This window comes from bacterium (assembly GCA_024226335.1).
In the GTDB taxonomy this organism is placed as follows: domain Bacteria; phylum Myxococcota_A; class UBA9160; order SZUA-336; family SZUA-336; genus JAAELY01.
In genome coordinates this window covers 27,811-51,664 of sequence record JAAELY010000150.1, presented here as the reverse complement: position 1 = coordinate 51,664, position 23,854 = coordinate 27,811, and the positions used below count along the sequence as shown (strand labels likewise).

Here is a 23,854-nt window from a genome sequence, read left to right as displayed (position 1 = left end):
CCGATTCCGGTAGGGGACGAGGATATGAACAGGCTCGAAGGAAAGACCGCTTTGATCACGGGAGCCGCGTCGGGTATCGGCGCAGCGTGTGCTCTGCGCTTCGCTCGAGAGGGGGCCAGGATCGCGGGATTCGATATCGATAAACCCGCCGACGGTGTCCTGAAGGCGATCAGCGATGTGGCCAGTGACCAACTCTTCTTGAATGGCGACGTGCGCGACGAGGAAAATGTCGCGGCGGCTGTAAGTACGGTGGCGCAGACCTTCGGCTCCGTCGACATCGTACTGAATGCCGCGGGTGTCGCGGGCGGTGGCCCGGTCCATATGGTGGATACGCTCGAGTGGGAACGCGTTCTCGACATCAACCTGAAGGGAACCTTTCTGGTTTGCAAACACGTGTTGCGGCAGATGCTCGAGCAGGGGAGCGGAAGCATCATCAATGTGGCGAGCGTCGAAGGGCTGGAAGGCGCCGAAGGGGGTAGCGCGTACAACGCTTCGAAAGGCGGCGTAATCCTCTTGACGCGAAACCTGGCGATCGACTACGGACGTCGAGGCATCCGGGCAAATGCGATCTGTCCGGGCTTTATTCGCACGCCACTGCTGGATTCCCTTTTCGAGGCCGATGCAATGAAGGATGCGCTCGCGCGAGTAACCGATGCACATCAACTCGGCCGCCTGGGCGAACCCAGTGAGATCGCCGGCGCTGCGGCCTTCCTCGCCTCTGAAGACGCCTCCTTCGTGACGGGCCACGCGCTGGCTGTCGACGGCGGCTTCACCGCCGGGCATCGCATCGGCACCGCCAAGCTCATGGGTCTGGACTGACGCGTGTCCGCAGGTCGGGATTCCAACCGCGATCAGTGGAAACCCTGGCTCGACGCACTCGAGCAGCGACGCGAGCGTGCTGGCGAGATGGGGGGCGCTGAACGCCTCGAACGGCATATGCACGGACGCGGCAAACTCGATGCTCGCCAGCGCATCGAGTTGCTCTTTGATCCGGGCACCTTCACGGAAATCGGACGTCTTGTCGGCAACGCGCAGGACATCCCGGCCGACGGCTATGTCTGCGGCTCAGGTCGGATCGACGGACGACCCGTACTCGCCGGTGTCGAGGACTTCACGGTGCTGGGCGGTTCGATCGGAGCGGGTGGAACCTCCAAGCGTTACCGCATCGCGGAGTTGGCGAAACAAGAAGGCGTGCCATTGGTCGTGATGCTCGAAGGCGCCGGGCATCGCCTGAGCGAAGAACACCACGGTCGCGCACCCAACGATCTCCTGGCTCTGGCCGATCTCTCGGGACACGTACCCATGGTGTGCCTGGTGCTGGGCGCATCGGCCGGACACAGCGCAATCTCGGCACCCCTTTGCGATTTCGTCGTGATGTCGGAGTCCGCCTCCATGTTCACCGGTGGCCCGCCCCTGGTAAAGGCGGCGACTGGCGAAGACGTGACCAAAGAGGAACTGGGGGGAGCAAAGATCTGCGCGGAGATCGCAGGCACGGCACATAACGTCGCGCCCGACGACGAGACGGCCATCGCAATGGCGCGTAGCTACTTGTCCTACTTTCCCCTGAACCGACACGATGCAATTCCGAAGCGGGAGAACTCGGACTCCGGAGCGCGAGAACTCGAAGAGTTGCTCGATATTCTTCCGCCCAACGATCGGCGTCCCTACGATATGCACCAGGTCTTGGAGTTGATCGCGGACGAGGGACGTCTGTTCGAAATCCAGCCCGGTTACGGAAGAGCCCTGATCACGGCTCTCGGGCATCTGGGGGGGCGCGCGGTCGCATTCGTTGCGAACAACCCGATTCAGGCCGCCGGTGCACTCGATGCAGACGCGGCGATCAAGGCAACCGATTTCCTCGAGACTCTTTCACACTTCGGGCATCCAGTCGTATTCCTGGTCGACAATCCGGGTGTGCTGGCGGGTAGCAGTGCAGAACGCAGCGGAATCCTGCGCTGGGGTGGAAAGATGTTCCAGGCCGAGCGCCGGATGCCCAACCCCAAGCTCACAGTTCTGATGCGCAAGGGTTTTGGTTTTGGACTGGTCAATATGGCGGGAACCCCTTTCGATCGGCAGACCATCACCTACGCCCTGCCCACGCTGAACCTGGCCGCGATGCCCGCGCAGAGTGGTGGCCAGGCTGCGAATCTGGAAGGGGAAGCTCAGCGACAGGCCGAAGAGGCGCAGCGCTCGGGTCCCTATCCACTCGCGAGCACGCTGGGCGTCGACGAAGTCATCGACCCGCGACAGCTTCGGAATGCACTCCTCGATGGTCTGCGCCTGACCGAAGGACGCGAAACGAGCCGATCGACCGAGTGATAGACTCATCTCCGTACGAAAACGAACGGAGAAATCGGCATGTCTGAAATCACTGTGATCGACGAGATCGGCGCCTCGGCCGATTCACTCTGGGAACTGGCCAGCGCTTTCGGCGATCTGAGCTGGTTGCCGTCCATCGAATCCTGCTCGGCTGAAGGTGAAGGCGTGGGTAGCGTGCGCACCATCATGGCCAAGGGCTCGCCGAAACCCGTACAGGAACGGCTCGACGCGATAGACCCCTCGACCCGGACCTACACCTACTCCTTCGTCGGCGAGAGCCCCCTGCCCTGCGAGAACTACCAGGCCACGGTGAAGCTGGTGGACCTGGGAGCCGACCGCTGTCGAATCGAATGGCGCGGCAGCTTCGAACCCGCGGGCCTGAGTGAAGAACAATTGTCGGGCATCTTCGAAGCCATCTATCGCGGCGCCATTGCGGCCTACAAAGACAAGCTCGAAAAGAACTGACGGGCCGCAAGACGAGTTTCCATCCCGACCGTGCGCGACACCGCTCCCTCACTGGAAACCGAAAGACTTCGGCTACGCGCCTTGCGCGACGACGACTTCGAAACGTACGCGAGTTTCTGCGCCGACGAGGAGGTCGTACCCCATCTTTACGGGCGCGCGCTCAGTGCCGAAGAAGCCCGGCAAGATCTGCTCGACCACATGGCGAGCTGGTCGCCTCACGGCTACGGCATGTGGGCACTGGAAGAGCGCAAGAGCGGCAGGCTGATCGGTCGGGCGGGCCTGCACCACCCGCACGGAGTGGCCGACATCGAACTGGGCTGGATGCTGGGACGGGCGCATTGGGGCCAGGGCTATGCCACCGAGGCGGGACTGCGAGCCCTGGCCTACGCGTTCGACGCGACCGACCGCAATCGGGTCGTCAGCATCATGCGTCCGCAGAATCAGCGCTCGATCGCAGTCGCTGTTAGACTCGGCATGCAACCCGAGGGTACGATCGAATTCGAGGGCGCGCCCGCACGATTGTATTCGATCCGTAGGGTGGGGGCGTGAGTTCGCCTGCCTGACTCAGAGGAGATTCCGAATGTCGCTGAAGATGACGCGCGAAGAGCGCGAGACTTTCCTGGCCGATCTTCACGTCGGCGTGATCAGTATCGACGAACCGGGCCGCGGACCACTGACCGTTCCGATCTGGTACGACTACTCGCCCGAAATCGGCGTCTGGGTGGTCACCGAAGAAGGCTCCCGCAAGGGGAAACTCCTGCGGAACACCTCGCGCTTCTCCATCTGCGCTCAGGTCGAGGCCCCACCGCTATACCAGTACGTCAGCGTGGAAGGTCCGATCACGGCGATTCGCCCTTCGGACGTCGAAAAGGAAGTCCGGCCGATGGCCCATCGCTACTTCGGTCCCGAACTCGGCGATCAATACGTCGGCGACGGCACCGGCGAGGGACAGATCACCGTGATCATGAAGCCCGAGCGCTGGCTGACGGTGGACTACGCGAAACTGGGCGGTGGCGCCTGAACGATCCCGGTCGGCCGCTCGGTTTACTCCTGAAGGTCCCGCAGCAGTGACTGGCGCGTATCCCCCACGATCACGGCGGAAGACCGATAGGCGGGGTGGTCTACGATCAGCGCGACATCTGACTCAGGATCGGCGAACGCCTCGGCGAGTTTCGATCCGAGCGGGAAACGGATGTACTGCACCGCACTGATGCGGTCCTCTTCGAACTGCTTTTCGTCGAAGTCCGCCTTCACACTCTGATCTCCGATCCGCAAGAAGATGTGTTCGTCAATCCCGATCAGACGATCCAGAGTGGGTCGGATCATCTCGTTCTCGGTAACCTCGATCATCAGAGTCGCCGAGAGTTCGTGTGGACCCGGGATCAACTCATTGTAGACGTCGAGTTCGAGTTGGATCTTCTCATCGTCGACGATCCGCTCCACACGGACCATCTCCTGGATCTGGAAGCGGACCGTATCGCGGTTCTCGAAGATGAACATCAGCGCATCGCCCACGGCGACGCGACGGGGCCCCTTCAGAGCCATCATGCGCCTGCGGTAGTCGTCGCGTTGCTTTTCGTAGTTCGTCAGGTCGAGAAGATCTGAAGCCTCGATTTTCTTCATGAAGGCTCTCCCAGTCCGTACGCGTCGCGCAGTAGTACGATCGGATGAACGGCCTTGCGCCCGGTACCTTCCAGAATTCGCAAGCCGGCCAGAGGGCAGTCCGTCGCAACATGATCCGGCTCATGGCGTTTGACCTCGTCGATCAACTTCCCTGCGACCTTCTGACTGGCATCGTACCACTTTGCCTTCATGCCCCAGGTTCCATCGACCCCGGAGCAACGATCCATCATCTCGACCTCGGCCCCGGCGATCTTCAACAATTGCGCGGAGCGGAATCCAATGTTCTGCGACTTCAGGTGGCATGGAAGGTGGTAGGCCACCTTTCCCAGCTTCACGGGAAACTCGCGTAGCAGCTTCTGTTCGCCGCGCAGCTTCCAGAGGTACTCGCCCACGTCGAAGGTATTGTCCGCGACCAGTCGGGCGTCTTCGCTATCCAGTAGCTCGGGATATTCCGTTTTGATCTGCATCGAACACGTCGGGCCGGGTACGACCACGGGCAATCCCGCGCGCACTCCTTCGACGAGTCCGGCCACGACCCTGGCGGCGTTTTTCCTGGCATTGTCGAGATCACCACCATGCAGATAGGGCGCGCCGCAGCACACGTCGTACCCCGCTTCGATACCCACACCCAGGTGCTCGAGCACCTGCGCCGTGGCCAGCCCGGTTTCCGCTTCGCTGTATTCCACGAAACAGGTCGAAAACAGGATGACTCGTGCGTGGTCTGCGGCGACCGGGCTGCGCTTCGCCAGCTGTTTCGATAGCGGCTGATTCTCATAGGTGGGCATGATCCAGCGCCGGTCGATGCCGGTCGTTTTCTCCATCAACCGGCGAACACTGCGGTTCTTGAACGCGGCATTGCTCAGTGACGCCGTCATGCACGACACCTTGCCCATCAGGTCTTGCCGGCATCCCAAGCGCTCGGCCAGCGGGATGCCCTCTTCCCGGGCCTGCACGAGTTTCGCGCGATTCATGAGCTTGGGAAAGTCGATCGCCCACTCGTGTGGCGGATGATAGGGACAGTGGTTGAAACAGAGCTTGCACTGAAAACAGAAGTCGATGACCTCACGGGACTCACCCGTGCTCATCCGCGACGCCTCCTGCTCGTGTCGATCCAGAGACTCGAAGAGCGCGGGGAAGGAGGGGCAGAGCGGCAGGCAGCGCCGACAGTCCTGGCACTTCTCGAACACACGCGTGAGTTCGGCGTCCAGTGCGCTGCGATCGAGAAACTCGGGGGCGGGAATGGGCGGATTCTTCACGTCATCAAAGTGGCTGCGGGCGGGACGCGCACGCCCCGCCCGCAGCGAAAGCGAGTTCTAGAGGGTCTCGAGGCCGTCGAGCGCCTTCTGGAAGCGACCGGCGTGCGACTTCTCGGCCTTCGCGAGCGTCTCGAACCACTCGGCGATCTCGGGGAACCCTTCGTCGCGGGCACTGCGCGCCATACCCGGATACATCTCGGTGTACTCGAAGGTCTCTCCCGCAACCGCGGCCACCAGGTTCTTGTCGGTGGTTCCGATCGGCTTCTCGGTCGCCGGATCGCCCACGATCTTCAGATAATCGAGATGACCGTGTGCGTGTCCCGTTTCGGCCTCGGCCGTGTCGCGGAACAGACCCCCTACGTCGGGATAGCCTTCGATGTCCGCCTGCTTCGCGAAATACAGATAGCGGCGGTTGGCCTGGGACTCGCCCGCAAAGGCGTCCTTCAGGTTGTTGTGAGTCTTGGTTCCTTTCAGCTCGGCCATGGATTCTCCTTGTGGGATGGAATTGACGAAACCTAGAGGTCGCTGCAATCGTCGCAGAGACCGTAGAAAGACATGCGCACGCGCTCGGCGCGAAGACCGTGTCCGCGCTCGAGCCGCGCCTTCAGACCGCGCGGCTCCCTGAGTTCGACGTCGTGGATCGAGCCGCACGCGTCGCAGAAGAAGTGATGATGGGGTGTGGGATTGCCGTCGTAGCGAATGGCCGATCCACTGGATTCGAGTTCCTCTACCACACCGTCGGCGACCAGCACTTCCAGGTTCCGATAGACGGTTCCCAGCGAGAGTCGCGGAAACTCCGATGAGAGCTGCTCGTAGAGCAGTGAGGCGGTCGGATGCGTATCGGTTCCGCGCAGCAACTCGAGCAATCGATCGCGTTGGCGCGTGCGATTTCTTCGCAGCGCAGTCACGTGTTCACGAGTGGTTGGGAGGGGACTCACCGACGGGAAATCTAGGATTCCGCTTCACGCGAAGCAAGCGAAAATGCGAACTATTCCTGATTTTAAAAACCGGAAGTCACTTGCGGGCCGCGCGCCCCCAGAGCAGTTTGATGAAACGCTGCATACCGGCATCGCGCTTCGCGGAATACGGGTAGTGCCCGGCCGTCTGTTTGCCGCCAAAACGATCCGTGAGTATCGGCTTGGCGTGACAATAGCCGCGCAGACCGACTTCCCCGTTGACCTGCCCCACCCCACTGGTCTTGCGGCCGCCAAAAGGTGCCTCGTGCGCGCCGTAGGTCATGGTCATGTCGTTGATGCAGACGCTGCCCGAATCGATGCGCAGCGCGATATCGAACGCCGAGTTCGTATCCGTGCTCCAGATATTCGCACCCAGACCGTAGTCCGTGTCATTGGCCAGCGCGATCGCGTGCTCCGTATCGCGCACGCGCATGATCGGAAGGATCGGACCAAACGTCTCCTCCTTCATGATGCGCATCTCGTGGCTCACATCGACGAGAACCGTCGGCTCGTAGTAGAGCCCGCTGCACAGCTCCGGATTGCGTTGCCCCCCGACCAGAACCCTGGCGCCTTTCTCAATGGCATCGGCCATATGCGCTTCGATGACGTCCAACTGCTTCTGCCAGAAGATGGCTCCCACATCGAACTCGCCGTCGCGCGCCTGACGCAACTTCCCGACCCGCTCAACGACCTTCTCAATGAACGCGTCTGCGATCTGATCCATCACGTAGACCCGCTCGGTTCCACAGCAATACTGGCCGGTATTCATGAAGGCACCCGCAACGGCTCCACCGGCCGCCACGTCGAGATTCGCATCGGCGCATACGAGCATCGGGTCCTTGCCACCGAGTTCGAGCGTGCATGGAAGCAGCTGTCGCGCACAAGCCTCCGCAACTCGTCGCCCGGTCGCAACGCTGCCCGTGAAACTGATCTTGTCGACACCGGACTCGATCAGCGCCGCACCGGTTTCCCCGTCGCCCGTGAGCACTTGCAACACTCCTTCGGGCAGCCCCGCGGCCTCGAACAGTCTTGCCACCAGTTGACCAGAGCGCGGCGTCACCTCGCTGGGCTTCAGGATCACCGCGTTTCCCGCCACGAGGGCCTGGGCCGCGGGATTGACGGAGAGAATGAACGGCCCGTTCCACGGACTGATCACGCCGACCACACCGAGCGGCCGATACACGATCTGCAGCTTCTTCATCAGCCGCATGATTCCGTGCAATGACTTGCGCTGCGGACGAAGCATCTTCGCAGCGTTTTTGGCGTAGAACGCCAGCGAATCACAACCGGAGAAGATGTCCATCATCAGCGCTTCGCTGCGCGGCTTGCCGGACTCGCGCACGATTACGTCGATGAACTCCTCTTGACGTTCCATCAGGATGGAGAGCGCGCGCCTCAGATAGTGCGCACGCTCCTGAAAACTCAGGGCAGCCCAGGCGGGTTGCACCTTGCGCGCTTGCTCGACCGCTGCGCGTACGTCGGCCTCGCTCTGGACTTCGATCTCGTCGATCGTCTCACCGGTGGCCGGGCTGGCCAGACTCAATCGGCGACGCTGTCCGGGTGCGGCTTCGACGGGGGTGACGATGGCCATCTAGAACTCCTCCGGACCGCAGCAGCTCCAGCGGGCTCCTAGCGAAAAGCGCCGGGGACGTGGCTCTCTTGACCGTTGCTCTGGCCGTTGCTCGAGCCATTGGCGACGGATTCCGCTCCGGACACGGCAGCTGCGGATGCAAGTTCTTCGGGGGAGATCTCCTCTGGCGGAACCGCGGGATCGTCCGCGTCGATGACCGGTGTCGCTTCGGCATCGGCCGAATCGAGTTCCACCTCATCCTTCTCGTCGATCTGCTCGTCGGGACTCAAGGCCGATGTCAGCAAGGGACTGGCGAATCCGCCACCGACTTCGACCATCTCGGGACAGAGTTCGCGTGCTCCCTCTGCGAGATGCGAATAGAGCGCCGTGTACTGCTGAGTGAGATCACGGAAAAGACCGGACGTCTGTTCGAAGTGCTTCGAGACTTCCGCCTTGTGGGAATTCAATTGCTCGCGGGTCACGTCGAGTTCGGATTCCAGTTGCTCTGCATGTGCGCGCAACTTCTTGTCGCTCTTGCGGAACATCGTGCCCGCGCCGAGACCCACGACGAAAACGCCAACCAAAGAAATCAACTGCCAGGCTTCCAACGGCTCTCCCCCCATCACTCCCGGTCCGTGTCCCGGTTTGCCTACCTTGGCACCCCGCGGCGCCAATGGCGATTGTAGGGCTCGCAGCGACGGGAGTCGATCCGATCCACACCTCGATCTACTCCTCGGCCGCGTCGGAAACCGACACCTACGCGGAATTTTCGCTCGCGCAGGCCGCCGCATTCTTCCGCGGCTGTTGGAAGGGACTCAGCCCACAGGCCGGGTCCGTCGATAAGACCCGGAGCATGCTGCGCACCGCCGCGATCTTCGCAATCACCCTGATCTGTAGCTGGTCGATCCCGACCCGAGGGAATCCGGGGCAGGACCTCAAGGGGATACCGCTGGAACAGGTGATCCGCGAGCTCGAAAAGACCCTGGTGGATTCCCAGGCTCAGATCGTGAAACGAGGCCTGCCGCGAATTCGCTCCATCGATGTCTCGCTGCGGACGCTGTTTCGGCGCGAGGCGGCGGGCGCCGGACACATTGGGGTGTATTCCCTGGACATGCCCTACGACTCCGAACGCTCTCAAGTGGTGAATCTGAGTCTTGCGCGCGCCTCCGACCAGACCCGCTACGACACCGCGAGTTCCGCGGATTCCTCTCCGCACCTGGTCGACAATCTGGTCGCGCTCGCCCATGCCAGCCTGAGTGGGCAGGCCCGCAACGCCGGGATTCGCCTGGAAGCCATTTCCACCGGCCTGAGTTTCGTACTCCTGCGGGCGGGCGCCCGAGGCACCTTCGAACTGGTCCCGGTCTCGCCGGATCTGAAGCAATCCCTGGAAGATCGCGCAGTCCACGACCTGAGCGTGGAATTCAGCCCCGGCAGCGCTGGCTGAAGCGTCTCGCCAGATCGTCCCAATTCCCCAAGTAATTGTCTTTGCTGACGATTTTGCAGAAACGATACGTATCGTTACTATACTCCACGGGCCGCGGCAGGTAGAATTGCCGCTTCCAGGCCGCATCCAAGACAGGGGGCTCCGTGGACAAGCGCACGACGGAACGCGACGTCATCGCCGAGCTTCGCGACGGGATGACCATCGGAATCGGGGGCTGGGGTTCCCGACGCAAGCCGATGTCGCTGATACGCGAAATCCTGCGCTCGGACCTGAAAGACCTGACGATCGTCAGCTACGGCGGTCCCGATGTGGGGCTGCTCTGCGCGGCGGGCAAGGTCAAGAAGCTGATCTACGGCTTCGTCTCGCTCGATTCGATTCCACTCGAACCGCACTTCCGCAAAGCGCGCCAGAGCGGCGCGATCGAGGTCGTGGAACTCGACGAAGGCATGTTGCAATGGGGGCTGTACGCGGCCGCGTTGCGCCTGCCCTTTCTACCGACGCGGGCTGGACTGGGATCGGACGTGCTCAAGTACAACCCCGAGCTGAAACTGGTGAAGTCGCCCTACGAGGACGGTGAGGAACTGGTCGCTGTACCGGCTTTGCACCTGGACGTGGCATTGATCCACATGAACCGCGCCGATGCGGCGGGCAACGGTCAGTTCCTGGGACCCGATCCCTACTTCGACGATCTGTACTGCGGCGCGGCCACACGGCGCTTCATGTCGTGCGAGAAGATCGTGCCGACCAAAGACCTCTTGCTCGAAGGCTCGCTGCACACACTCAAGATCCATCGCATGCTGATCGACGGCGTGATCGAAGCCCCCGGCGGTGCCCACTTTACCGAGTGCCCCCCGGACTACGGTCGCGACGAGGCGTTCCAGAAGCAGTACGCCCTGGCCGCCCGAGATCCCGACGCCTGGAAGGATTTCGTTGCGCAATACCTGTCGCTGAACAGCGAAGCCGAGTACCAGGAAGCCGTGAGGAAGAACCGATGAGCGATTTCACGCGCGCCGAAGTCTGCGTGGCCGCCTGTGCCGATTGTTATCGCGGCGATGGCGAGAAACTGGCGAGCGCCTTCGGCACGATTCCGATGATCGGTGCAAAACTGGCCCGTTCGACCTTCGAACCCGATCTGGTCATGACCGACGGCATCGCTTCGACGCTTGCGAACGTGTTGCCGGTTAGTTCAGGGCCCGATGGGAAAGCGCCCCCTGAGCCTGTGGTCGACGGCTGGTTTCCGTTCCGCACGATCTTCGACGTACTCTGGTCCGGGCAGCGCCACGTGATCATGATCGCCAGCCAGATCGATCGCTTTGGGAATCAGAACTTTGCCTGCATTGGCGACTATCGAAAACCAAAGGCACAACTCCTGGGTATGCGCGGGGCGCCAGGAAATACCATCAGCCATACGACCAGCTACTGGATTCCAAACCACAGCCGAAACACCTTCGTCGAGAAAGTCGACGTGGTTTCGGGAGTCGGATACGACCGGGCCAGAGCCCTGGGCGAGGCGAGTACGCGCCATCACGAAGTGCGCCGGGTGGTTTCGAACCTGGCCGTGTTCGACTTCGGCGGCGCGGACCAGTCCATGCGCCTGGTATCGCTGCACCCGGGCGTGAGTATCGACGAGGTGGTCGAGGCCACCGGCTTCGAACTCGAGGTAGCGGATTCCGTGCCCGAGACACGCGGGCCCAATGAACAGGAACTGGTCTTGATTCGCGACGTGCTCGATCCGGGCAAGGCGCGTGACAACGAGGTAAAAGCATGAGTGACGCAGAAGTCGAGAAGGACATCGTTCTATACGATGTGGCAGGTGAGAGCGACGAGATCGCGATCATCACCATGAATCGACCCAAGTTCAATAACGCGCAAAACGGCGCAATGACCTACGAACTCGACGCTGCGTTCAAGAGAGCGGCATTCGACGACACGATCAAGGTGATCATCTTGCGGGGTGCGGGCAAGCATTTCTCTGCGGGTCACGACATCGGCACGTCCGGTCGCGACATCACGGAACCCCAGGATCGCGTGGGCATGTGGTACGACCACTCCGACAAACAAGGCGGCGAGTTCCTGTACGTTCGCGAGCAGGAAGCCTATCTAGGCATGTGCCGACGCTGGCGCGATATTCCCAAGCCGACCATCGCCCAGGTTCAGGGCGCCTGCATCGCGGGTGGCCTGATGCTGGCATGGGTCTGCGACCTGATCGTTGCATCCGATGATTCCTTCTACTCGGATCCGGTCGTGCGCATGGGCATCCCCGGCGTCGAGTACTTCGCACATCCCTATGAACTCAATCCGCGCCTGGCAAAGGAGTTTCTCTTCCTGGGCGAACGCATGTCGGCAGATCGAGCCTACTCCGCCGGCATGATCAACCGAGTCGTTCCCCGCGAAGATCTGGAGAGCGAGACGCTGTCGATCGCCGAGCGCATCGGGAAGATGCCGCGCCTGGGTCTTGCACTGACGAAGCAAGCCATCAACCACGTCGAAGATCTACAAGGCAAGCGCACGGGCATGGACTCGGTATTCCACATGCACCACTTTGCCCACGCGCATAACAGTACGGTTACCGACAACCCCCTGGCCGGATTCAACGCCAAGAGCATGGCTGATTCGCAACGCGCTCAAGGCGCCAAGAAGTCCTAGCTCGGGCCAGGCTATCGAGGCAGAGATCCCCCTTGTCGTCGGCGCTGAAGACTCCGCTCTGCGAGATCCTCGGGATCCGCTATCCGATCATCCAGACCGGTATGGGCTGGGTTGCCACGCCAGAACTCACCGCAGCGGTGAGCAACGCGGGCGGGATCGGTTTCCTGGCGGCCGCCACACTTCGACCACAGGATGTCGACGCGGAGATCCAGAAGGTGAAGGCGCTGACGGATCAGCCCTTTGGCGTAAACTTCCTCATGGATGCCCCGGGTGCCGACGTGATCACGGAAGCGATCGTGCGCAATGGCGTCAAGGCGGCCGGCTACAATCGCGCACCCAGCGCGGAACTGATCGATGAACTGAAACGCAATTCAGTGGTCTGCGTGCCCACCTGCGGCGCGGTCAAACACGCGCTGAAGGCGCAGAAACTCGGCGCCGACGTGATCATCGTCCAGGGTACCGAAGGCGGTGGTCACACCGGCTCCGTGCCAACAACGCTACTGGTCTCGAGCTGTGCGGACTCGGTCGACGTGCCGGTGGTGGCCGCCGGGGGAATCCACGACGGACGTGGACTGGTCGCCGCGCTTGCATTCGGAGCGCAGGGGATCGCCATGGGTACGCGCTTCGTACTCACGCACGAGAGTCCGGTTCCCAAAGCCACCACGGACCTTTTCCTGGAGTCCCGCGTCGAAGACGCGATCATCACTTCGCGAATCGACGGCATGCCCCAGCGCGTGGTCGTCAACGAACTGGTTCGCAAGCTCGAGTCGAGCAACGCGGTATCGGGTTTGTGGCTGGCCCTGCGCAGCGCGCTGGCCTTTCGCCGCACAAGTGGTGCCTCCCTGCGAGAACTGCTGCGCTCCGCACTCTCGATGCGGCGCAATCAGCGTCTTACGCGCGCGCAGATGCTCATGGCAGCGAATGCGCCCATACTCGCCAAGCTGGCCATGCAAGACGGAGATCCGATCGCGGGCTATCTGCCCGGTGGCTCCGTCGCCGGGGTCATCGACGATCTGCCGAGTTGCGCCGAACTGATCGAACGAATCATCAACGAGGCCGAGCAGACGCTCAAGGCCCTCGCGAACTGAGGAAACAGAATGTCCGTCACCTCGGAAATCAAGAACGGCGTTGCGGAGGTCTATATCGATCACCCGCCCGTGAACGCGCCCGACAGCAAGGGCTGGTTCAAGATCGCCGATACGATCACGAATCTGGGTCAATCCGAAGACGTGCAGTGCATCATCCTTGCGGCCAAGGGTCGCGGCTTCTGCGCGGGCGTCGACATCAAGGAACTGGCGGCCGACGCAAGCCAGATCACGCAGGTGAACGCGGGCTGTTGGAAGGCTTTTGCCGCCGTGCACGACTGCTCGGTTCCGGTCGTTGCAGCGTGCCACGGCTTCGTCCTGGGCGGTGGAATCGGGCTGGCTGGATCCAGCGACATCATCGTGGCTTCCGACGATGCGAGCTTCGGACTACCCGAGATCGATCGCGGTGCGCTCGGTGCGGCCTCGCACCTGATGCGGATGTTCCCCATCCAGAAGGTGCGCAAGATGCTCTTCACCGGGGAACCGATCGACGCGGCCGAGGCCTATCGACTCGGCGCGCTCGAGTGGATCGGTCCGCGCGAGGAACTCATGGGGGCCGCGCACCGCATCGCCGATTCGATCGCCTCCAAGAGTCCCAAGGCCATGCGGCTGGCCAAGGAATGCATGAACGGCATCGAGTTGCTCGACATCAAGACGAGCTACCGCTTCGAGCAGGGCTTCACGCTCGAACTCTACACCTCACCCGACTCACAGGAGGCTCGCGACGCGTTCGTTGAAAAGCGCGACGCGTCCTACAAAGACAAGGACTGAACGTGGATCTGAACTACACCGCAGAACAAGACGCCTTCCGCAAAGAAGCGCGCGCCTGGCTGGAAGCCAACGTGCCGCGTGAACCCCTGCCCTCCTTCGACACGCGCGAGGGCTTCGAGGCGCATCGCGCCTGGGAAAAACAGCTCAACGCGGGTGGCTGGGCGATGGTTCCCTGGCCCGTCGAGTACGGCGGGCGCGGTGCCAATCTGCTCGAGTGGTTGATCTTCGAGGAGGAGTACTACCGGGCCGGCGCACCCGGCCGCGTCAACCAGAACGGGATCTTCCTGCTCGGGCCCACGATCATGGAATACGGAACTCCCGAGCAGAAGGCGCGCTTCCTGCCAAAGATGGCGTCGAGCGAAGAAGTGTGGGCGCAGGGTTGGTCGGAACCGAATGCGGGCAGCGACATGGCTGCGATTCAGGCGAGCGCGGTACTCGATGGCGATCACTACGTGATCAACGGCCAGAAGACCTGGGCTTCTCGAGGCGCCTATGCGGATTGGTTGTTCGGCATGTTCCGCACCGATCCGGATTCGGAACGCCACAGGGGGCTGACCTTCGTACTCGTGCCGCTGGATCTTCCCGGTGTGACGGTTCGGCCGATCGAGCAACTCGATGGCGAAGCGGGTTTCGCCGAGGTCTTTTTGAACGACGTGCGCGTACCGGTCGAGAATCAACTCGGCGAAGTCAATCGCGGCTGGGACGTGGCCATGGCCACCGCGGGTTTCGAACGCGGGCTCATGTTGCGCAGCCCGGCGCGCTTCCAGAACACGGCCCGCAAGCTCGTGGCGCTCTACCGCGAGACCGCCGCGAGCGGCCAGCCCATCGATGCGGGCCTGCGCGACACGGTCGCGCGCTGCTGGGTGGACGCCGAGGCCTACACGCTCAACACCTATCAGACCGTTTCTCATCTTCTGGCCGGTGGAAAGATCGGCTCCGAGTCGAGCCTCAACAAGATCTTCTGGTCGGAACTCGACCTGCGGATGCACGAAGCCGCACTCTCCCTTTTGGGTGCGCGAGCGGAACTTCTACCGCAGGCCCCGGCGGCCGAGGGCGTCGGCGACTGGCTCGACGGTTATCTATTCGCCCTTTCCGGGCCGATCTACGCGGGCACGAACGAAGTGCAGCGAAACATCATCGCCGAGCGCATCCTCGGCCTGCCGAGGAAATAGCCGTGAACTTTGGCTTCAGCGAAGACCAGCTCTTGTTGCAACAAACCGTCCACGACTTTCTGGCGAGTGAACTACCCGTCGATGAAGTGCGCAAACTCTGGAACGAAGACACCGGCCGCTCGGCCGAGTTCTGGAAAAGGCTGGCCGAGATCGGTATCCCGGGACTGCTGATCTCCGAAGACCACGGTGGCCTGGGCATGAACGAGATCGACGGCGTCTTGCTGATCGAAGAGACGGGCCGGGCCGCCCTGGCCGAACCCGTGGTACAAACCTCGGTAGCCGCACCCTTGATCACCGCGCTCTCTTCCAGCCTCGCAGATCAATGGCTTGCGAAGATCGCCGCGGGCGAAGCCCTGGCAGTCGTGCAACACGATGTGAACGCCTTCACCTCCGATGCCCACGTAGCGGATCTGCTCCTGCTCAGCCACGGCGACGAAATCCACGCATTGAGTGCAGACCGGGTTTCGCTCACCGCGCAACCGGCCAACGATCCCTCGCAGCGCCTGTTTGCAATCGACTGGACCCGCGACGATGAAACGCGCGTCGCATCTGGCAAAGCCGGACGCGCACTGCTGGCGATCTCGCTCGATCGCGGGGCACTGGCCTGCGCAGCGCAGCAACTGGGAGTCGCCGACAAGCTGATCGAGTTGGCCGTGGCGTATGCATGCGAGCGCAAGCAATTCGGCGTGCAGATCGGTTCCTTCCAGGCCGTGAAACACATGCTGGCCGACGTGAAGGTCAGGCTCGAGTACGCCCGGTCCCTGGTGTATCGCGCGGCGCATTCGCTGGCGCGAGACACGCGGGGGCGATCGGTTGACGTCTCCTGCGCCAAAGCGGCGGCTTCGGAAGCCGCCGTCGCAGCGGGACGCATCGCACTACAGGTCCACGGCGCAATCGGCTACACCTGGGAGCAGGACCTGCACGTCTGGATGCGCCGCGCCTGGTCACTCGACCTGGCCTGGGGAAATTCCGCGTGGCATCGCGCGCGCATCGCCGATGCGGTCATCGACGGCGCACTACCTGCCGAGAATTTTGGCTACAGCGCGCCCTGAGCGCGCCTTTTAGGAGAAGACATGGCCGAGGCCTACATCATCGATGCAATCCGAACTCCGATCGGCAAGAAGAAGGGCAGCCTCTCGCAAGAGCACCCCGCCGATCTGGGTGCGCACGTACTCAAGGCTGCAGTTGAACGCACGGGCGTCGACCCACACGCCGTCGAAGACGTCATCTTCGGCTGTGTGGATACGATCGGACCGCAAGCGGGTGACATCGCGCGCACCTGCTGGCTGGCAGCTGATCTGCCCGAAGAAGTTCCGGGCACTACCATCGACCGACAATGCGGCTCATCGCAACAGGCCGTGCACTTTGCGGCCCAGGCCGTCCTCAGTGGCACCAACGATCTGGTCATGGCGGGCGGCGTGCAGCAGATGAACCAGATCCCGATCTCATCGGCCATGCTCGCCGGACAGCCCTATGGCTTCGAAGATCCGTTCTCCACTTCCAAAGGCTGGATCGATCGCTACGGAACACAGGAAGTCTCCCAGTTTCGCTCCGCGGAGATGATCGCGGAAAAGTGGGACATCTCGCGCGAAGACATGGAGCGCTTCGCACTCGAGAGCAATGAACGCGCAATCAGCGCGATCGACGAAGGTCGCTTCAAACGCGAGATCACCCCTTACGGAAGTTTCGACACCGATGAGCCACCGCGTCGCGGTTCCTCGCTCGAACGCATGGCGGGTCTGCAACCGCTGACCGAAGGCGGTCGCGTGACGGCCGCGGTGTCGAGCCAGATCGCGGACGCGGCCTGTACACTGCTGATCGCTTCAGAACAGGCGGTGAAAGATCACGGCCTGTCGCCGCGTGCGCGCATCCACCACCTGAGCGTGCGCGCTGCAGATCCGGTCTGGATGTTGACGGCGCCGATCCCGGCCACCGCCTGGGCCTTCGAGAAGACGGGCATGAGCATGGCGGACATCGATCTGATCGAGATCAATGAAGCCTTCGCCTCGGTGGTTCTGGCCTGGCAAAAGGAAACCGGCGCCGATCTCGCCAAGGTCAATGTGAACGGCGGCGCGATTGCGCTGGGACATCCGTTGGGGGCTACGGGCGCGCGCCTGATGACCACGCTCTTGCACGAACTGGAGCGCACGGGCGGACGTTACGGCCTGCAGACGATGTGCGAAGGCGGGGGACAGGCCAACGTCACGATCATCGAGCGTCTCTGAGATGGGTATCTGTGAAGGGCGCGTCGTCGTCATCACCGGAGCGGCGCGCGGAATCGGTCGCGCACACGCGCTGCTTTTCGCCCGCGAGGGCGCAAAGGTGCTCGTCAATGACCTGGGCGTCGAAGCCGACGGCCAGGGCGGATCCGCGGGGCCCGCTCAGGAGGTCGTCGAGGAGATCCGGACGCTGGGCGGCGAAGCGGTGGCCAACGGAGACGACGTCGCCGAAATGGAAGGCGGAAAGCGCATCGTGCAATGCGCCCTCGACAGCTTCGGCGGACTCGACGTGGTCGTGAACAACGCCGGTTTCCTACGCGATCGCATGTTCGTCAGCAGTAGCGAAGATGAGTGGGACGCCGTGCTGCGCGTCCACCTGAAGGGGCACTTCTGCGTGGCGCGCCATGCGGCGGAGCACTGGCGCAACGAGTCGAAGGCCGGAAAGCCCGTGGATGCACGCATCATCAACACGAGTTCGGGTGCGGGTTTGCAGGGGAGCGTCGGTCAGAGCGCGTACTCCGTGGCAAAAGGCGGGATCGCATCGCTGACGCTGGTGCAGGCCGCAGAACTCGGGCGTTACGGCATCACCTCCAATGCGATCGCACCGGCGGCGCGCACGCGCATGACCGAAGCCATCTTTACCGACATGGCTGCCCCGGCCGAAGGCGAGTTCGACGAGAACGCTCCGGAGAATATTTCTCCGTTGGTCGTCTGGCTGGGAAGTGCGGAGTCGCGCGAGGTGAGTGGTCGCGTCTTCGAGGTGAAGGGTGGCATCATCGGTACCTCCGACGGCTGGCGCGACGGACCGACCATCGATCGAGGGCGCCGTTGGGAGCCCGATGAGGTCGGAGCCGCAGTCGCGGATCTGCTGAATAAGTCTCCTGAACCGCAGAAGGTATGGGGCACGTGATCGACGCATGAATTTCTCCTTTACAGAAGAACAGGAAGAACTGCGCGAAAGCGCGCGGAGCTTCCTGGCGGATCAGGCGGGATCCGATGCGCTGCGCAAGGCGATGGAAAGCGAACTGGGCTACGACGCCGATCTGTGGCAGCAGATCGCTTCGGAACTCGGCTGGACATCGATGATCGTTCCCGAGGAATTCGGCGGCCTGGGTCTGAGTTACGTGGAACTGGTTGCGCTGTTCGAGATCACCGGCAGTGCGCTGCTCTGCTCACCCCTCTTTGCGACGATCGGCCTGGGCGCAAACGCCTTGCTGGTTGCGGGCAACGATGCGCAGAAGAAGGAGTATCTTCCGGGCATCGCCGCTGGGGATACCCGCGCGACCGTCGCCTATATGGAAGCCAAGGGCCGTCCCGACGCCACCGGCATCCGCGCAACCGCTTGGAAGGACGGAAGCGATTATGTGATCGACGGCTCCAAGAGCTTCGTGCTCGACGGTCATTGCGCAGATCTGTTGATCGTCGCGGCGCGCCGCGAGGGCAGCAATGCGGAGGACGGAGTGAGTCTGTTCGCAGTCGACGCCAATGCGAAGGGGCTATCCCGCCGCGTACTGACGACCATGGATCAGACCCGGCGAATGGCGGAGTTGAAGTTCGAGGGACTGCGCGTTCCCGCATCCGCGCTACTGGGCGAAGAAGGCGCCGGTTGGCCGGCACTCGACAAGACACTACAACTCGCCGCCGTCGCACTGGCCGCAGAACAGGTCGGAGGCGCGCAGAGGTGCCTCGACATGTCGGTATCCTACGCCAAGGAGCGCGAGCAATTCGGTCGCGCCATCGGTTCGTTCCAGGCGCTGAAACACAAATGCGCCGATATGTTCGTGCTGGTCGAATCGGCCCGCTCCGCCGCCTACTACGGCGGTTGCGTAGCGGCCGAGGACAGTGACGAATTACTGGCAACGGCATCTCTTGCCAAAGCCTATTGTTCCGACGCCTTCTTCAAGTGCGCAGCCGAAAGTCTGCAGATCCACGGAGGCGTCGGCTTCACCTGGGAGTACGACGTGCACCTGTACTTCAAGCGCGCGAAGTCGGCAGAGATCTTCCTCGGGAGTCCGGACCACCACCGCGAACGGGTCGCGCGTCAGATCGGTCTGTGAGGCGAAGTCGATGAGCAACCCTTTGCAGATGGACGGAAAGGTCGTAGTCGTGACCGGCGGCGGCCGAGGCGTGGGTCTCGGCATTACTCTTTGCTTTCTGGAAGCCGGTGCTCAGGTCGTGATCTGCGGGCGGAACGAACCGGACTCACTACCAAGCGTGGGAGATCGAAGGGCGGTCTTCACGAAAGCCGATGTGCGCGATGCCGAACAGGCTGAACGCGCGGTCGCGTTCGCCGCGGGCATGTTCGGCCGCCTCGACAGCCTGATCAATAACGCGGGTGGAGCCCCCGCCGCCGAGGCCGCAAGCGCATCGCCGCGCTTTTCCGAAGCGATCATCAAGCTGAACCTGCTTGCACCGCTGCACTGCGCACAAGCGGCCAACGCCGTAATGCAAGAGCAGGACGGTGGCGGATCGATCATCAATATCGCGAGCGTGAGCGGCACCCGACCCTCTCCAGGAACTGCGGCCTACGGCGCAGCGAAGGCGGGCCTGCTCAACCTGACGCAATCCCTGGCCGTGGAGTGGGCACCGAAAGTGCGTATCAACGCGATCACCGCAGGGATGATCCGCACGGAACAGTCGCATCTTCACTACGGAGACGACGAAGGTGTGGCGGCGGTCTCCGCGACGGTACCGCTGGGGCGTCTCGGCGAACCGCGAGACATCGGCGAAGCCTGCCTGTACCTGACCTCTCCACTCGCTAGCTACGTGAGCGGCGCGAACCTTCTGATACACGGTGGTGGCGAGAAACCCGCTTTTCTCGATGCGGCCAAGAACACGACTGCTGAATAGGGCGACATCATGACGACGATCTTCAAGACCCCCGCAGAACTCCTGGACGCGGTGGGCCAGCAATTGGGCAAGAGCGACTGGCTCCAGATCAGCCAGGAACGCGTAAACCAGTTCGCGGAAGCCACCGGCGACCACCAATGGATCCACTGCGATCCCGAGCGTGCCAAGGACGGACCGTTCGGCGGTACGATCGCGCACGGGTACTTGACCCAGTCACTCGTCAATCTCTTCATGCCGCAGATTTTCGAAGTACAAGGCATCTCCATGGGCGTGAACTACGGCGCCGACAAGCTTCGCTTCCCGGCACCGGTGCCGGTCGGATCGCGCGTACGCGGCAGCGCCGAACTCATCGGGGCCGAAAAAGCAAAAGGCGAAGCGATTCAAGCCGTCGTGCGCGTCACCGTCGAGATCGAAGGCGCGGATCGACCCGCATGCGTGATCGATACGATCAGCCGGTATTTTCCCGAGTGACCCGCAAGAGGCAAGCTCGTGTAGACTCGCCGGGTGTGGCGTCGTGCAAAACCTGCGTATCTCGCGATACTGTGGATGACTTGGCTCGCGTTCCCGGTACCCGCTGAAGGGAACGAGGAACTCACGACCGAGGGCGCTCGCATGGGCCGCCTGGCCCTGGAAAACATGATCCAGGGAAACGAGCGGGTCTTGCGAATCGCCGATCGGATAAGACTAGCCAGTGCCGACCTGTGCAAGAAGCAGAGCCCGGTCCTCGGTGTGTCCGTTTTCGATCCGGAAATGCTTAAACGATCCTTCTCCGTACTCGAGCCGTTCCAAAAAGCGATGAAGAGTGCGTTACAAGAACGCATTGGCTGGGATGGCCGGAAGCGGGTGTTGACCGTCCAGCCTGATATGCCCGCTGCTCGCGCGGGACTGCAGCCGGGCGATGTGGTGCTGAAAGTCAACGGAAAAACCCTGAGACGCAAGGAAGTTCTTGACGCACTCAAGCTCAACAAATCCCGGCGCAAGGGGCTGAATCTCACGGTCAACCGAGGCGATGAGATGCTGGACATTGCAGTCGACCTCGAGGTCGGTTGCGGTTACCCGGCTTTTTGGGTCGAAGGTTCGACGGTCAACGCATATGCGAGGCTATCGTCCGACACGAACATGTTCCAAGGGATGTTGGACCTTTTTCCCGACGATGACGACATCGCGATCATCCAAGGGCACGAGCTTGCGCATATCATCATCGATCGCTGGAGCACCAAGGACAGTGAGGCCGAAGCGGATTACGTCGGCCTGTATCTGGCGGCGCGTGCGGGCTTCGACATCTCCTCGGCCGCCGCAGTCTGGTCTGAGATGGGCGAACGGAACCCGTACTCGAGTATCGATTGGGGATTCTATTCCCATCCCTCTTCTCCTCAGCGACGGCTCGCGGTACAGGCTACAGTCGATGAGATCGCAGCAAAGCGCGCGGCTGGAAATCCGTTGACACCGGGCGAGCAGCCCCGCCCTGGTGAACAGGAAACGGAATTCAAAAAGGCAGAAACACGTGTGCGAGCGTTCGCGCGGCTTCAAGCGAAACGGCAGCGTTTACTCGATGTGAGCTATCGATTGCGCAAGGGCGCGATCGAGTTCTGCGGCGACAAGACGGCACCGGCACTTGGTGCTTCGATCGGTCGTCGCCGAGATGTCCTCCGTGGGCACAAGGAGGAAGCCGAGGAGGCGTTCGGTCTTGTGGACGAGGTGCGGGTCATGGCGCTCACCACGAACTCCCCCGGGATGCGCCCGAGTCTGAAGACGGGTGATCTGGTCCTGAGAGTGAACGGTCGCATGATCGACAAAAGCGGGGACGTATTCGAAGCTCTGCGTGCACGACCAGACCGGAACCCGCGGGTCACAGTGGCGCGGGACGGAGTTGAGATCGAAATCGAAATCGATCGGGATCCTGCCTGTCACCACAATGCGCTACTGATCATGGGTAGTTCAGTCAACACGGCCACCCACTCAAATCGCGAAGATTTACTGGTTCCAAGTTCGTTGCTGGACTTCGTTGAGACAGATGATGAGCTTGCGATTTCGATTGCTCATCAGATCGCACACGACCTGCTCGGCACCTCGCTCGCGATTGAGGCGACCCGAGAGTACGAGGCCGACCGGCTTGGGCTGCAACTCGCATATGCCGCAGGATTTGACATATCCGACGCGCCGGCACTGATGGATCGCCACGTTCTTAACGCCCCCTGGAAACTCGGCAGTAAAGGATGGCGGAAGTACTCTTCCAAGAGGCGCGCCCACGCCGGGTACATCACTCGCTCGCTGGAAATCAGGAGAACGATCGCGGAGATTCTAGAAGACGCCGTTCCGGCCGGGAACTGAGGCGAATTCTCTCCTCGAAAGTGATCTCACAATCAGGTTCCGACCAGTTCGGCCATCGTCCTCATCGTGTGGATGTCATTGCCGGGTAGAAGGAAGGTGGTCACCGGACTGTCTTCCCAGGCCTTGATCCGGTCCTTGATGCGGTCCTTCGGGCCGACCAGGCTGATCTCGTCGACGAATTCGTCGGGAACCGATTGGATGGCTTCTTCTCGCTTGCCTTCGAAAAACAGGTCCTGGATCTTCTGCGCGGCTTCGGGATAGCCCATTCTCGCCATCAATTCTTTGTGGAAGTTGCGATCTTTCGCACCCATTCCACCGACGTAGAAACCCAGCGACGCCTTGTAAGGCTGCAGACCGGCGTTAACGTCGTCGCAGATATTGACCATCATCATGCTCGCGATCTCAAAACCCGGCTTGGCGTTCTTGAGAGAATCCGCGTAGACCCCTTGCCGATAAGGCGAGTACCAGAGCGGCAGCCAGCCGTCGCAGCTCGTGGCTGCAAGCTCGACGTTCTTCGGGCCTTCCGCTCCCAGATAGATGGGAATATCGGCGCGCAACGGGTGCGTGATCGGCTTGAGCGGCTTGCCCAGGCCCCAGGCGTTCTCTCCCGTGTACGGCAGCGTGTAATGCGGTCCGTCGTTCACGACCGGTGAATCGCGGCGCAGTACCTGCCGGATGATGTCGAGATATTCGCGTGTGCGCGACAGGGGCTTGGCGAAGGGCTGACCGTACCAGCCTTCCACGACCTGCGGTCCGGAAACACCGAGTCCCAGGATCAGGCGACCCTTCGAAAGGTGATCGAGCGTCAGCGCGTGCATGGCGGTAGCGGCCGGCGTGCGGGCAGAAAGCTGTACGATCGAGGTGCCCAGCTTGATGCGTGAGGTATGGGCACCGATCCACGCCAATGGCGTGAACGCGTCGGAACCCCAGGCTTCGGCCGTCCACACGGAGTCGAAACCCATCTTCTCCGCCTCGACGGCGGGACCGATCGGATCTGCGGGCGGCTGTGCCCCCCAGTAGCCGAGCTGCATTCCGAGCTTGAGCGACGCCATATTCTTCCTCCCCGTCCCGGATCCATCCCGGATCCGTCCTGGGTCCAATCTGAGCCCAGCGCCGGACCCAGTGTGGACCCGGCACTTGATACACT

Annotated in this window: 26 protein-coding genes; 19 read left to right on the top strand and 7 right to left on the bottom strand. The window is 62.1% G+C overall.

What is annotated here, in order from left to right; translation table 11 throughout:
- The first annotated feature begins 24 nt into the window (after window positions 1-24).
- From GY725_07175 to GY725_07155, 5 genes are all read left to right on the top strand, one after another.
- Window positions 25-819, top strand: coding sequence for an SDR family oxidoreductase (locus GY725_07175; GenBank protein MCP4003961.1), 795 nt, complete (start codon window positions 25-27; stop codon window positions 817-819).
- Window positions 820-906: 87 nt separating this feature from the next.
- The gene (locus GY725_07170) at window positions 907-2,319 is read left to right on the top strand and encodes an acetyl-CoA carboxylase carboxyltransferase subunit (protein MCP4003960.1); all 1,413 of its coding nucleotides are present in this window, start codon (window positions 907-909) and stop codon (window positions 2,317-2,319) included.
- 39 nt (window positions 2,320-2,358) lie between these two features.
- Window positions 2,359-2,784, top strand: a complete 426-nt coding sequence (locus GY725_07165; protein ID MCP4003959.1) for an SRPBCC family protein — start codon at window positions 2,359-2,361, stop codon at window positions 2,782-2,784.
- A gap of 30 nt (window positions 2,785-2,814) precedes the next feature.
- Complete coding sequence (locus tag GY725_07160; GenBank protein MCP4003958.1) at window positions 2,815-3,333, top strand: GNAT family N-acetyltransferase; 519 nt, start codon at window positions 2,815-2,817, stop codon at window positions 3,331-3,333.
- A 31-nt stretch (window positions 3,334-3,364) separates the two neighbouring features.
- On the top strand, window positions 3,365-3,805 hold the full coding sequence (locus GY725_07155) for a pyridoxamine 5'-phosphate oxidase (GenBank protein ID MCP4003957.1): 441 nt from the start codon (window positions 3,365-3,367) through the stop codon (window positions 3,803-3,805).
- 23 nt (window positions 3,806-3,828) lie between these two features.
- On the opposite strand, the gene GY725_07150 is transcribed toward GY725_07155, so the two are convergent.
- The 6 genes from GY725_07150 to GY725_07125 all read right to left on the bottom strand — a co-directional run bounded on the left by GY725_07150 (window position 3,829) and on the right by GY725_07125 (window position 8,797).
- Window positions 3,829-4,407: a DUF3501 family protein gene (locus GY725_07150; GenBank protein MCP4003956.1), complete on the bottom strand. Its 579-nt coding sequence runs from the start codon at window positions 4,405-4,407 to the stop codon at window positions 3,829-3,831.
- Window positions 4,404-5,663 (bottom strand): Fe-S oxidoreductase, encoded by a 1,260-nt coding sequence (locus tag GY725_07145; GenBank protein MCP4003955.1) that lies wholly within the window; start codon window positions 5,661-5,663, stop codon window positions 4,404-4,406. Before GY725_07145 ends, GY725_07150 begins: the two co-directional genes overlap by 4 nt.
- A 57-nt stretch (window positions 5,664-5,720) precedes the next feature.
- Window positions 5,721-6,146, bottom strand: coding sequence for a rubrerythrin (locus GY725_07140; GenBank protein MCP4003954.1), 426 nt, complete (start codon window positions 6,144-6,146; stop codon window positions 5,721-5,723).
- A gap of 32 nt (window positions 6,147-6,178) precedes the next feature.
- Window positions 6,179-6,601, bottom strand: a complete 423-nt coding sequence (locus tag GY725_07135) for a transcriptional repressor (protein MCP4003953.1) — start codon at window positions 6,599-6,601, stop codon at window positions 6,179-6,181.
- Between the two features lie 76 nt (window positions 6,602-6,677).
- Window positions 6,678-8,210 (bottom strand): aldehyde dehydrogenase family protein, encoded by a 1,533-nt coding sequence (locus GY725_07130; protein ID MCP4003952.1) that lies wholly within the window; start codon window positions 8,208-8,210, stop codon window positions 6,678-6,680.
- A gap of 38 nt (window positions 8,211-8,248) precedes the next feature.
- Window positions 8,249-8,797: a YhcB family protein gene (locus tag GY725_07125; protein MCP4003951.1), complete on the bottom strand. Its 549-nt coding sequence runs from the start codon at window positions 8,795-8,797 to the stop codon at window positions 8,249-8,251.
- A 65-nt stretch (window positions 8,798-8,862) separates the two neighbouring features.
- Between GY725_07125 and GY725_07120 the strand changes: the two genes are divergently transcribed.
- The 14 genes from GY725_07120 (at window position 8,863) to GY725_07055 (ending at window position 22,707) form a co-directional block, all read left to right on the top strand.
- Entirely contained in the window at window positions 8,863-9,633 is a 771-nt protein-coding gene (locus GY725_07120) for a hypothetical protein (GenBank protein ID MCP4003950.1), read from the top strand.
- A gap of 194 nt (window positions 9,634-9,827) precedes the next feature.
- The gene (locus tag GY725_07115) at window positions 9,828-10,628 is read left to right on the top strand and encodes a CoA transferase subunit A (protein ID MCP4003949.1); all 801 of its coding nucleotides are present in this window, start codon (window positions 9,828-9,830) and stop codon (window positions 10,626-10,628) included.
- Window positions 10,625-11,401 (top strand): CoA-transferase, encoded by a 777-nt coding sequence (locus tag GY725_07110; protein ID MCP4003948.1) that lies wholly within the window; start codon window positions 10,625-10,627, stop codon window positions 11,399-11,401. Before GY725_07115 ends, GY725_07110 begins: the two co-directional genes overlap by 4 nt.
- Complete coding sequence (locus GY725_07105; GenBank protein ID MCP4003947.1) at window positions 11,398-12,279, top strand: enoyl-CoA hydratase; 882 nt, start codon at window positions 11,398-11,400, stop codon at window positions 12,277-12,279. The genes GY725_07110 and GY725_07105 overlap by 4 nt, the downstream gene beginning before the upstream one ends.
- 32 nt (window positions 12,280-12,311) lie before the next feature.
- Window positions 12,312-13,367 (top strand): nitronate monooxygenase, encoded by a 1,056-nt coding sequence (locus GY725_07100; GenBank protein MCP4003946.1) that lies wholly within the window; start codon window positions 12,312-12,314, stop codon window positions 13,365-13,367.
- A 9-nt stretch (window positions 13,368-13,376) separates the two neighbouring features.
- Complete coding sequence (locus GY725_07095; protein MCP4003945.1) at window positions 13,377-14,135, top strand: enoyl-CoA hydratase family protein; 759 nt, start codon at window positions 13,377-13,379, stop codon at window positions 14,133-14,135.
- 2 nt (window positions 14,136-14,137) lie between these two features.
- Window positions 14,138-15,307, top strand: a complete 1,170-nt coding sequence (locus GY725_07090; protein ID MCP4003944.1) for an acyl-CoA dehydrogenase — start codon at window positions 14,138-14,140, stop codon at window positions 15,305-15,307.
- A gap of 2 nt (window positions 15,308-15,309) precedes the next feature.
- Complete coding sequence (locus GY725_07085) at window positions 15,310-16,359, top strand: acyl-CoA/acyl-ACP dehydrogenase (protein ID MCP4003943.1); 1,050 nt, start codon at window positions 15,310-15,312, stop codon at window positions 16,357-16,359.
- Window positions 16,360-16,380: 21 nt separating this feature from the next.
- Entirely contained in the window at window positions 16,381-17,532 is a 1,152-nt protein-coding gene (locus tag GY725_07080; protein MCP4003942.1) for an acetyl-CoA C-acetyltransferase, read from the top strand.
- Window position 17,533: 1 nt separating this feature from the next.
- Window positions 17,534-18,436: an SDR family oxidoreductase gene (locus GY725_07075; GenBank protein MCP4003941.1), complete on the top strand. Its 903-nt coding sequence runs from the start codon at window positions 17,534-17,536 to the stop codon at window positions 18,434-18,436.
- Between the two features lie 7 nt (window positions 18,437-18,443).
- Window positions 18,444-19,583 carry an acyl-CoA/acyl-ACP dehydrogenase gene (locus tag GY725_07070; protein MCP4003940.1) on the top strand — a complete coding sequence of 380 codons (1,140 nt, stop codon included), beginning with the start codon at window positions 18,444-18,446 and terminating at the stop codon, window positions 19,581-19,583.
- A 10-nt stretch (window positions 19,584-19,593) separates the two neighbouring features.
- The gene (locus GY725_07065) at window positions 19,594-20,376 is read left to right on the top strand and encodes an SDR family oxidoreductase (GenBank protein ID MCP4003939.1); all 783 of its coding nucleotides are present in this window, start codon (window positions 19,594-19,596) and stop codon (window positions 20,374-20,376) included.
- Window positions 20,377-20,385: 9 nt separating this feature from the next.
- Window positions 20,386-20,847 carry a MaoC family dehydratase gene (locus tag GY725_07060; protein ID MCP4003938.1) on the top strand — a complete coding sequence of 154 codons (462 nt, stop codon included), beginning with the start codon at window positions 20,386-20,388 and terminating at the stop codon, window positions 20,845-20,847.
- Between the two features lie 75 nt (window positions 20,848-20,922).
- The gene (locus tag GY725_07055; GenBank protein ID MCP4003937.1) at window positions 20,923-22,707 is read left to right on the top strand and encodes a PDZ domain-containing protein; all 1,785 of its coding nucleotides are present in this window, start codon (window positions 20,923-20,925) and stop codon (window positions 22,705-22,707) included.
- Window positions 22,708-22,739: 32 nt separating this feature from the next.
- Here GY725_07055 and GY725_07050 read toward each other — a convergent pair whose 3' ends face one another.
- Window positions 22,740-23,759 (bottom strand): LLM class F420-dependent oxidoreductase, encoded by a 1,020-nt coding sequence (locus GY725_07050; protein ID MCP4003936.1) that lies wholly within the window; start codon window positions 23,757-23,759, stop codon window positions 22,740-22,742.
- Window positions 23,760-23,854: the final 95 nt, after the last annotated feature.